This window comes from Halopenitus sp. POP-27, from assembly GCF_029889855.1.
In the GTDB taxonomy this organism is placed as follows: domain Archaea; phylum Halobacteriota; class Halobacteria; order Halobacteriales; family Haloferacaceae; genus Halopenitus; species Halopenitus malekzadehii.
This window is the reverse complement of the sequence record NZ_JARANU010000021.1, coordinates 16377-26316: the sequence shown is the minus strand read 5'-3', so window position 1 is coordinate 26316 and position 9940 is coordinate 16377. Positions and strand designations below refer to the sequence as shown.

Sequence of the window (9940 nt, the reverse complement as noted above, 5' to 3'; positions counted from 1 at the left end):
TGTTGGGCCGTGTATTTGAATACGACGGAGTCGCGGTCCGCGTCGCCGTCGCGGTCTCCACCCCGTTCACGGGCCGCCGTCGTGGTGCCCGCAGTCCCCACTCCCGTTCACGAGCCGCGGTCGTGGTGTCTGCAGTCCCTCACGGTTCGCCGTCGAGCCCGATGTCGTCGAAGGTCGCCATCTCTCGGTGGGTCGCACAGGCCGATCGATAGATCGGCAGTGCCAGACAGGCGCCGGTTCCCTCGCCCAACCGGAGGTCGTACGCGAACAGCGGGTCGAGGTCGAGCGCGTCGAGTTGGATCGCGTGTGCGGGCTCCGCGCCCGCGTGTGACGGAAGCAGGAAGGGGCGGACGGCGGGATCGATCGCGTCCGCGACGAGGGCGGCGGCCCCGCTGATGACGCCGTCGACGACGACAGGGGTTCGGTCGGCCGCACAGCCCAGCGCGACGCCGGCGAGCACGCCAACCTCGAACCCGCCGACGCGAGCAAACGCGTCGATGGGGTCGGGCAGCTCCGACGATGGGTCGGATTCACCGATGGACGTCGCCCCGCTCTCGGTCGACGAGAGCGCCGCATCGAGACCGTTCGTCGCGAGCGCGTCCTCGACGACGGCCACCTTTCGTTCGAGCGCCTCGTCGTCGATCCCGGTTCCGTATCCGGTCGCCTCGGCCGGGGCGGCGTCGGTCAGCGCGGCCGTGATCGCCGCCGCGATCGTGGTGTTCCCGATCCCCATCTCGCCGAGCGCGACGACGTCGGCGTCCGCAAGCTCCGATCCCGCGATCCGAACGCCGGCCTCGATCGCCTCGATCGCGTCGGCCCGGGACATCGCCGGGCCGCGGGATGCGTCGTTCGTTCCGGAGTCGATGCGAACCGAGAGTGCTCCCGGAACCGGATCGCCCACGATCCCGGCGTCAACGACGAGCGTCTCGGCGCCGACGGCGTCGGCGATCGCGTTGACCGCGGCGCCCCCGTTCAGGAAGTTCTCGAGCATCGCCCGCGTGGCGGCCTGCGGGTACGCGGAGACGCCGCGATCGACGACGCCGTGGTCGCCGGCCGCGACCACGACGGTCGCGTCGTCGAGGTCCGGGTGGGGATCGCCGGTGAGCCCGGCGATCGCGACCGCGAGGTCCTCGAGCCGGCCGAGGCTTCCGGGCGGCTTCGTGAGCGTCGGCTGTCGCTCGAGCGCGGCGCGTTCGGCCGTCCCGTCGATCGACGGGATCTCCGGGCGGTCGAGATCGTGGGGTGACGGCTCGTTGTCGACGGCGTGGGTGACGCCGTCAGGATGGTGCCCCACCATCGGTCAGGCGTCGAAGTCCGGAAGGTCGTCCGGCGCCTCGTAGTCGGCTTCCCAGTCGATGTACTCCGCCTTGAGCGTCTCACAGACGATCTGACCGAGCTCGGTCAGGCCGGCGTTGATCCCGGAGACGGTCCCCCACGAGTCGAGGTCGGGGTGGAGATCACGCTCTCGCCAGTCCTCGGGCAGACCGGGAGCGTGGTAGCCGACACGGTCGGCAAACGAATCCCAGAAGAAGTCGAACCGGGAGACGAGATCGAGGTCGCGAACGATCTGCCACTCGGCCTCGTCGAGGTCGCTCGTCGCCGCCCACTCCTCGAAGGCGTCCGCCCACGCGCCCTCCCGGAGGAGGGCCTCGATCTCCTCACGCTTGTACTCCGAGTCTCCGGCCACGTCGGCGTCCTCGTACTCGTTCGGATCGATCGCCGCGAGTTCCGGCGAGTCGGGAACCGGCACGTCGAGAGTCATACGCCGGTATTGGGGCGGCGACCGAAAAGACCCGTCGACTCCGGCGGTCGGGGTCGACCCGATTATCCGAACCCACCTGCGGCGGACGAACCCACCGTCCGCCGTCCGGAGCTCCCGTCTGGAGCTAGCGTCCGAAGCTACCGTCCGGAGCTACCGTCCACCGACACACCGAGCTCCCACCGACACACCGAGCTTCCACCGACACCGAGCTTCCGGGGACTTAACGGGCCGCCGATCGATCCCGAGGTATGCAACGAACGCGACGGGAGTTCCTCGGGCTGCTCGGCGGCGGCGCGGCCGGTTCGACGGCGGGCTGTGTGGCTCCGGCACGCAACGATCCGGTCGGTGAGCGGCGGTTCGCGATGCTCTACGAGGACGTCGCACCCTCGGTGGCGCGCGTCCAGACGACGGCGGACGGCCGAACCGGACAGGGGTCCGGGTTTCGCTACCGAACGGGGCTCGACGACGACGACTCCTACGTCGTGACGAACCAGCACGTCGTCGGGCCCGATCCCGATGCGGTCCGGATCCAGTACGCCGACGGCGAGTGGGTCGAGGTCGCGGTCGTCGGAACCGACCCCTACAGCGATCTCGCGGTCTTGGATCCGGGTGCGGACATCGGCTCGGAGCCGTTGCCGCTCCGAGAGACCGTGCCGCCGATCGGCACCGAGGTGCTCGTCGTCGGATCGCCGCTCGGCTTCTCGGGGAGCGCGAGCCAGGGGATCATCAGCGGGCGCAACCGGAGCATTCCCGCGGCGGGGAACTACACGATCGCCGACGCGATACAGACCGACGCCGCGTTGAACCCCGGAAACAGTGGCGGCCCCATCCTGACCCTCGACGGCGACGTCGTCGCGGTCGCGACGGCCCGCGCCTCCGGCAGCGACAACGTCGGGTTCGGCGTCTCCGCCCCGTTGGCCCGTCGCGTCGTCCCGTCGCTGATCGAGAATGGTCGGTACGACCATTCACACATGGGGATCGCGATCCGTGACGTCGGACCGTTGCTCGCCGAGGCGAACGATCTGCCCGCGGCCCGCGGGGTCTACGTCACGGCGACCGAAGCCGGAGGCCCAGCGGATGGCGTGCTCCGCGGATCGACGGGCCAGACGGTCGTCGACGGGACCCCGATCCCGGCCGGCGGCGACGTCATCGTTGGGCTCGGGAAAACGGCGATCGACACCCAAAGCGGGCTGTCGCGGTACCTCGCGCTCGAGACTGCCCCGGGAGACGTGATCGACGTCCGGATCCGGCGGGAGGGATCCGAACGGACCGTCCAACTCGAGCTCGGAACGCGCCCCGATCCCCGGAGCTGAGCGGCGGCGATCGACTCGTCGACGCGTCGCGACCGACTCGGTATGCGATCGCAAAACACCGTCAGTACACATCCGTGACGTTTAAGTATCGATGACGGGTTCCTCAACACGCACGTACTGCAGGGGCGCGGCGCCCCGAGTCCGGAAGGGCGACGATACACGCGGGTTGCGGTAGCCAAGTCTGGCCCAAGGCGCAGGGTTGCTAACTCTGTGGCGGTCACGCCTCCGGGGTTCGAATCCCCGCCGCAACGCTCGAATCGAACCGGCGGACGATGGACGTCCATCGTCCGCACCGACACTCCAGACACCAATGAGTGCAGAAGAACCACAGGACGGCTCGGCGGAGGAGGACGAAGACCTCCAGTACTTCGTCCGGATCGGGGGCGCGGACCTCGACGGGACGAAGTCGGTCGAGCGGAGCCTGACAGACCTCAACGGAATCGGCACGCGCACGGCGCGACTCGTCGCGGAGACCGCCGACGTGGACCGCACAGCCACGTTCGGATTGCTCGACGACGACGACATCGACGCCGTCGTCGACGTCGTCGAGAACTTCGAGGACCACGTCCCGGAGTGGATGGTCAACCGGAAGAAGGACTTCTTCACCGGCGAGACCGACCACAAGATCGGGACGGACCTCTCGGAGCAGCGACGACACGACATCAACCGCATGAAGATGATCGACTCCTACAAGGGAGTCCGACACAAGCGCGGACAGAAGGTCCGCGGACAGCGAACCAAGTCCACGGGACGAACCGAGGGCACCATCGGCGTTAACGTCGAGGAGATCCGCGAGGACATGGCTGAGGAAGAGGCAGCGGCCGAAGAGGCCGGTGAGGAAGAATGACGACCGGCAAGAACACCAAGTCCTACGAGACGCCCAACCACCCGTACCAGGGCGACCGGATCGCCGAGGAGGCGGACCTCGTTTCGCGGTACGGACTCAAGAACAAAGAGGAGTTCTGGCGCGCACAGTCCGAGCTCCGAAACATGCGCCGTGAGGCGCGACGACTGCTCGGCGAGGCACAGGGCGACGTCGAAGCCGCCCAGGAGGCCGGATCGGAGTTCCTCGCGCGACTCCGTCGGCTCGGCATCCTCGGCGAGAACGACGACATCTCGTCGGTGCTGTCGCTCGACGTCACCGACCTGCTCGAGCGTCGTCTCCAGACGGTCGCCTACCGCAAGGGACTGGCGTCGTCGACGAAGCAGGCGCGGCAGTTCATCGTTCACGGACACGTCACCGTCGACGGCGCACGCGTTACGCGCCCGTCCAAGAAGGTCGATACGGCCGAGGAAGGGACGGTCACCTTCGACGAGACGAGTCCGCTCGCCGACGAACTACACCCGGAACGCGCGGACGCACAGGAGTAACCATCCATGAGCGACTCAGAAGACGGAAAGTGGGGAATCGCCCACGTTTACGCATCGTTCAACAACACGCTCATCACGGTCACCGACGAGACCGGCGCGGAGACGATCGCGAAGTCATCCGGCGGGACCGTGGTGAAACAGAACCGCGACGAGGCGTCGCCGTACGCCGCCATGCAGATGGCCGAGGTCGTCGCCGAGGAGGTCAAGGCGGCCGGCCTCGAGGGCGTGCACGTTCGCGTGCGCGGCCCCGGCGGCAACCTCAACAAGTCGACGGGCCCCGGTGCCCAGGCGACGATCCGAGCGCTCGCGCGCGCCGGCGTGGAGATCGGCCGGATCGAGGACGTTACCCCGATCCCGCACGACGGAACGAAGGCGCCGAAGAACAAACGGATCTAACATGAGCGAGGTCGACTACGACGTGCAGTACATCGAACGCGACGACCGGAGCGCGCGGGTGCTGATCCGCGGGCTGTCGCCGGCGTTCGCCAACGGCATCCGCCGGGCGATGATCGCCGACGTCCCGACGTTCTCGATCGACACCGTTCGGTTCGTCGAGAACTCCTCGGTGATGTTCGATGAGATGCTCGGGCTCCGGCTCGGGCTCGTCCCACTTACGACGCCGATCGACGACTTCGAGATCGGTGACGAGGTGACGCTCGCGCTCGACGTCGAGGGGCCCGGAACCGCCTACTCCGGGGATCTCGCGTCCGCGGAGCCGCTCGTGAAACCCGCCGACGAGAACATCCCCATCATCGAGTTGAAGGAGGGGCAGCGGATCGAACTCGAGGCGGACGCGGTACTCGACACCGGCAAGGAGCACGCCAAACACCAGGGCGGCGTCTCCGTCGGCTATCGACACCTCCAGCGCGTCACCGTCGACGGCGACATCGGCGAGTTCGACGAGGAGGAGACGCGGATCCTGCGGGGCGTCATCGAGACGGAGGACGGGGAGATCGTTCCGTCCGAGACCTTCGACCACGACCTCACGGAGCGGTATCCCGGAAAGGACCTCACCGTCGAGGACGTTTCCGGCGCCTTCGTCTTCCACATCGAGACCGACGGCTCCGTCGACGTCGAGGAGCTGATCCTGCGGGCGATCGACACGATCGAGGACCGCGCGGACGAGCTGCGAACCACCATCGCCGTCTGAATAGCCAATGTCCCTTCATCCCACCACTCCGACGCGCTCGCTCGCGACCGTCCATCAGGGGCGGCCCGCGAGCGACGCCGCAATCGCCGGCAAACGCGACGGGGCGGCCCCGACGGACCGATCGACGCGGTCGACGATCTCGTCCGGACGGACCGAAAGTGGTTTGAAGGGCGCCGAAGTACCGTGGAGTGCACGCAGGGATAGCCAAGTCAGGCCAACGGCGCAGCGTTCAGGGCGCTGTCCTGTAGAGGTCCGCAGGTTCAAATCCTGCTCCCTGCACTCCACTTCTCGCGACCCGGCGACGCGACCGGTCGCCACCACCGACATCTTTGAGACCTTCATTTCGGAGGAGACCAATGAGTAGCAAGACGAATCCACAACTACAGAACCTCATCGCCGACCTCAAGTCGGCATCCCGCGACGCCGACGCCGCGGTCTGGCAGGACGTCGCGGATCGGCTCGAAAAGCCACGGCGCACGCACGCTGAGGTCAACCTGGGGCGCATCGAGCGCTACGCCCAGGAAGACGAGACGGTCGTCGTCCCCGGCAAGGTGCTGGGCAGCGGTGTGCTCGAAAAGAACGTCACCGTCGCCGCCGTCGACTTCTCGGGAACGGCCCGACGAAAGATCGACCAGGCCGGCGATGCGGTGTCGCTTGCACAGTTCGTCGAAGAGAACCCCGCCGGATCGAACGTTCGGGTGATCCGATGAGTCTCGCCGAGTTCGACGCGGACGTCGTCGTCGACGGCCGCGACTGCATCCTCGGTCGCGTCTCATCCATCGTTGCCCAGCGCGCGCTCGACGGCGAGCGCGTCGCCGTGGTCAACGCTGAACACGCGGTGATCACCGGCAACGAGGAGGACACGATGGACACCTACCACACGCGTGCGAACCTCGGCTCCGACAGCGGGCCCTACTACCCGAAGCGTCCCGACCGGATCTTCAAGCGAACGATCCGAGGGATGGTTCCGTACAAGAAGAAAAACGGCCGCGAGGCCTTCGAGAACGTCCGCGTGTACGTCGGCAACCCCTACGAGCGCGACGACGACCACGAGGCGACCGTTCTCGATGGAACCTCGCTTGACCGCCTGTCGAACATCAAGTTCACGACGCTCGGAGACGTCTCCGAGAGTCTGGGTGCTAACGTCACATGGTAACCAACACATCTGGCAAGAAGAAGACGGCCGTCGCCCGCGCCACCGTGCGCGATGGTGAGGGTCGCGTACGAATCAACTCCCAGCCGGTCGAGCTGGTCGACCCGGAACAGGCCCGCCTCAAGATGCTCGAACCGTTCCGCATCGCCGGCGAGGACCTCCGCGACCAGGTCGACATCGACGTCACCGTCGACGGTGGCGGGTTCAGCGGCCAGGCGGACGCCACGCGAACGGCGATCGCCCGCGGACTGGTGCAACACCTCGGTGACGCGGAGCTTCGCGACGCCTACATGAACTTCGACCGGACGCTGCTCGTCAACGACGTCCGACAGTCCGAACCCAAAAAGTGGGGCGGACCCGGTGCACGCGCCCGGTACCAGAAGTCCTACCGCTGAGGTGATCCATCCATGATGATCCCTGTCCGGTGTTTCACGTGCGGCAACGTCGTCGGTGAACACTGGGACGAGTTCAAAGCGCGCGCCCGTGAGGGCGATGAGGACCCCGGCGAGGTCCTCGACGACCTCGGTGTCGACCGCCACTGCTGCCGGCGGATGATGGTCAGTCACACCGATCTCGTCGACGTCGTCTCGCCGTACCAGTAACATATGTCAACGAACCACAACCGCTACGAGAAGGCGCGTATCCTCGGTGCACGGGCGCTACAGGTATCCTACGGCGCGCCGGTGCTGATCGATACCGACGAGACGCAGCCGATCCTCGTCGCCGCCGAGGAGTACGACGCCGGCGTGCTCCCGTTCACGGTCCGGCGGGAGGAGGCGTAGTGACCCGCATCACGTCCGTCTCGCTGCGTCGCGTGCTCGACTCCCGGGGGAACCCGACGGTCGAGGCCGACGTGCTGACCGAATCCGGCGGGTTCGGACGTGCCGCGGCGCCCTCGGGCGCCTCGACCGGCGAGTACGAGGCGGTCGAGCGGCCGCCGGCGGAGGCGATCGCCGCCGCCCGTGAACACGCGGTGCCCCGACTCGAGGGCGCCTACGCGGGCGATCAGCGCGCGGTCGACGCCGCGCTGCGTGCGGCCGACGGGACCGAGGACTTCTCCGCGATCGGGGCCAACTCGGCGGTCGCGATCTCGATGGCCGCCGCGAAGGCGGCCGCGGACGTCATCGGTGCGCCGCTGTACCAGCACCTCGGCGGTGCGTTCCGCGGTGAGAACTTCCCGATCCCGCTCGGGAACGTGATCGGTGGCGGCGAACACGCCGCCGACGCGACCCACATTCAGGAGTTCCTCGCCGCCCCGACCGGCGCGCCGAGCGTCTCGGAGGCGGTCTTCGCCAACGCGGCGGTCCACGACGCGGTCGCGGAGATCCTCGCCGATCGGGGCGTTCCCGCGGCGAAGGGTGACGAGGGCGCCTGGGCGCCGTCGATAGACGACGCCGAAGCCTTCGAGGTGATGGCGACGGCGACGGAGCACGTCCAAGAGGACGTCGGCTTCACGGTCCGGTTCGGCCTCGATATGGCCGGCGCGGAACTGTACGATGCCGACGCCGAGGCATACGTCTACGGCGATCGAACCCGATCGCCGGACGAGCAGGTCGCGTACGTCGCCGAACTCGTCACGGAGTACGATCTCGCGTACGTCGAGGACCCCCTCGACGAGGACGACTACGACCGGTTCGCCGAACTCACCGACCGAGTGGGCGACCGGACGCTGATCTGCGGGGACGACCTGTTCGTCACAAACGTCGACCGACTCCGAACGGGGATCGAGACGGGCGCCGGAAACAGCATCCTGATCAAGCCGAACCAGATCGGGACGCTCTCGGACGCCGTCGACGCCGTCGAGCTGGCGGTTCGAAACGGCTACGACCCCGTCATCTCTCACCGCTCCGGCGAGACCGAGGACACGACGATCGCCCACCTGGCCGTCGCCACCGACGCCCCGTACATCAAGACGGGGACTGTCGGCGGCGAGCGGACGGCGAAGCTCAACGAACTGATCCGCATCGCCGAGGACGCGGTGTGATGCCGAACCGACATCCAACGACACCCACCACCCACTCATGACTGAGGACAACGACACGGTCGAACTCGACGCCGACGCGGACGCCACGGCGGACGACGCCGCGGCGGACGACGCCGACCTCGAGGACGCGGCCGACACGACAGCCGAACAGCCAGACGACGCGGCGGACGCCGCGGAAGCGGCCGACGCGGAAGCAGCCGATGCCGACGCCGAGGCGGACGAGGAGCCCCGCTTCGACGACGACGTGATGCCCGACGAGGACGCCGACCTGCTCATCCCTGTCGAGGAGTACCTCGGCGCCGGGGTCCACATCGGGACCCAACAGAAGACGAAGGACATGGAGCGGTTCATCCACCGCGTCCGCGACGACGGCCTCTACGTGCTCGACGTCTCGAAGACGGACGAGCGCATCCGCGTGGCCGCCGACTTCCTGTCTGGGTACGCCCCCGAGCAGGTGCTCGTCACCTCCTCGCGACAGTACGGTCGCTTCCCGGCCGAGAAGTTCGCCGACGCGATCGGCGCCCGCGCCCGGACCGGCCGCTTCATCCCGGGGACGCTGACGAACCCCGATTACGCCGGCTACATCGAGCCGGACGTCCTGGTCGTCACGGACCCGATCGGCGACGCCCAGGCCGTCAAGGAGGCCATCACCGTCGGGATCCCCGTGATCGCGATGTGTGACTCCAACAACCAGCTGTCGAACGTCGACCTGGCCATCCCGACGAACAACAAGGGTCGCCGCGCGCTCTCGGTCGTCTACTGGCTGCTCGCCAACGAGACGCTCGACCGCCGCGGCGCCGACACGGTCTACGCCCTCGAGGACTTCGAGGCTGACCTGTAGCTGTCCGAAGATTTCCTTTCGGTTCCGTTCGTCACCGTCGACACGTGTCGCGACCGATGAGCGGCTGCGTCGGCAGAACGATGGGACGGCGACGCCCGTCCGCCCGGGATCACCGTCCGCGACATCGGTGCCGTCGACGTCGCCGACCGCCAGCCACGGTGAGCGGCGGACGGGATCGTCGACGTGTCGGACGCGCTGCGTCCATTCCCCAGTTCCCCCGGTGACCGCCCGAGCGGGTCGGACCATCACCTCACCCGTTCTCCGGGCGGCGAGTATATAAGAACCAGCCCGTTGACTCGCGATCACACGGCATCGTCGTTCCGCGATCGGCTCGGTGGGCGGGTCCAATATGCGCCCACAAGCGCA

14 protein-coding genes and 2 tRNA genes are annotated in these 9940 nt (G+C 67.9%); 14 read left to right on the top strand and 2 right to left on the bottom strand.

Features of this window, described 5'->3' with window-relative positions:
• Nucleotides 1-139 precede the first annotated feature (139 nt).
• On the bottom strand, nt 140-1297 hold the full coding sequence (locus OQF70_RS12070) for a nicotinate-nucleotide--dimethylbenzimidazole phosphoribosyltransferase (RefSeq protein ID WP_280537859.1): 1158 nt from the start codon (nt 1295-1297) through the stop codon (nt 140-142).
• A 3-nt stretch (nt 1298-1300) separates the two neighbouring features.
• Entirely contained in the window at nt 1301-1762 is a 462-nt protein-coding gene (locus OQF70_RS12065) for a hypothetical protein (protein WP_092816297.1), read from the bottom strand.
• A gap of 248 nt (nt 1763-2010) precedes the next feature.
• Here OQF70_RS12065 and OQF70_RS12060 point away from each other — a divergent pair, with 248 nt between their 5' ends.
• From OQF70_RS12060 to rpsB, 14 genes are all read left to right on the top strand, one after another.
• Nucleotides 2011-3075 carry a trypsin-like peptidase domain-containing protein gene (locus OQF70_RS12060; protein WP_280537858.1) on the top strand — a complete coding sequence of 355 codons (1065 nt, stop codon included), beginning with the start codon at nt 2011-2013 and terminating at the stop codon, nt 3073-3075.
• 165 nt (nt 3076-3240) lie between these two features.
• A tRNA-Ser gene (locus OQF70_RS12055) sits at nt 3241-3326 on the top strand.
• Between the two features lie 59 nt (nt 3327-3385).
• The gene (locus OQF70_RS12050; RefSeq protein WP_092816301.1) at nt 3386-3922 is read left to right on the top strand and encodes a 30S ribosomal protein S13; all 537 of its coding nucleotides are present in this window, start codon (nt 3386-3388) and stop codon (nt 3920-3922) included.
• Nucleotides 3919-4446: a 30S ribosomal protein S4 gene (locus OQF70_RS12045; RefSeq protein WP_092816303.1), complete on the top strand. Its 528-nt coding sequence runs from the start codon at nt 3919-3921 to the stop codon at nt 4444-4446. The genes OQF70_RS12050 and OQF70_RS12045 overlap by 4 nt, the downstream gene beginning before the upstream one ends.
• A 6-nt stretch (nt 4447-4452) precedes the next feature.
• Nucleotides 4453-4842: a 30S ribosomal protein S11 gene (locus tag OQF70_RS12040; RefSeq protein ID WP_021074203.1), complete on the top strand. Its 390-nt coding sequence runs from the start codon at nt 4453-4455 to the stop codon at nt 4840-4842.
• Nucleotide 4843: 1 nt separating this feature from the next.
• Nucleotides 4844-5596: a DNA-directed RNA polymerase subunit D gene (locus tag OQF70_RS12035; protein WP_280537855.1), complete on the top strand. Its 753-nt coding sequence runs from the start codon at nt 4844-4846 to the stop codon at nt 5594-5596.
• A 194-nt stretch (nt 5597-5790) separates the two neighbouring features.
• A tRNA-Leu gene (locus OQF70_RS12030) sits at nt 5791-5875 on the top strand.
• A gap of 77 nt (nt 5876-5952) precedes the next feature.
• The gene (locus OQF70_RS12025) at nt 5953-6306 is read left to right on the top strand and encodes a 50S ribosomal protein L18e (protein WP_092816307.1); all 354 of its coding nucleotides are present in this window, start codon (nt 5953-5955) and stop codon (nt 6304-6306) included.
• Nucleotides 6303-6752 carry a 50S ribosomal protein L13 gene (locus OQF70_RS12020; RefSeq protein ID WP_280537854.1) on the top strand — a complete coding sequence of 150 codons (450 nt, stop codon included), beginning with the start codon at nt 6303-6305 and terminating at the stop codon, nt 6750-6752. The genes OQF70_RS12025 and OQF70_RS12020 overlap by 4 nt, the downstream gene beginning before the upstream one ends.
• A complete protein-coding gene (locus tag OQF70_RS12015; RefSeq protein ID WP_092816311.1) occupies nt 6746-7144 on the top strand; it encodes a 30S ribosomal protein S9 in 399 nt (132 codons plus the stop codon). The genes OQF70_RS12020 and OQF70_RS12015 overlap by 7 nt, the downstream gene beginning before the upstream one ends.
• Before the next feature lie 12 nt (nt 7145-7156).
• Nucleotides 7157-7351, top strand: coding sequence for a DNA-directed RNA polymerase subunit N (locus tag OQF70_RS12010; RefSeq protein WP_039401999.1), 195 nt, complete (start codon nt 7157-7159; stop codon nt 7349-7351).
• 3 nt (nt 7352-7354) lie between these two features.
• Nucleotides 7355-7531, top strand: a complete 177-nt coding sequence (locus OQF70_RS12005; RefSeq protein ID WP_092816313.1) for a DNA-directed RNA polymerase subunit K — start codon at nt 7355-7357, stop codon at nt 7529-7531.
• On the top strand, nt 7531-8733 hold the full coding sequence (gene eno / locus OQF70_RS12000; RefSeq protein WP_280537852.1) for a phosphopyruvate hydratase: 1203 nt from the start codon (nt 7531-7533) through the stop codon (nt 8731-8733). Before OQF70_RS12005 ends, eno begins: the two co-directional genes overlap by 1 nt.
• A gap of 37 nt (nt 8734-8770) precedes the next feature.
• On the top strand, nt 8771-9574 hold the full coding sequence (gene rpsB / locus OQF70_RS11995; RefSeq protein ID WP_280537850.1) for a 30S ribosomal protein S2: 804 nt from the start codon (nt 8771-8773) through the stop codon (nt 9572-9574).
• Nucleotides 9575-9940 lie beyond the last annotated feature (366 nt).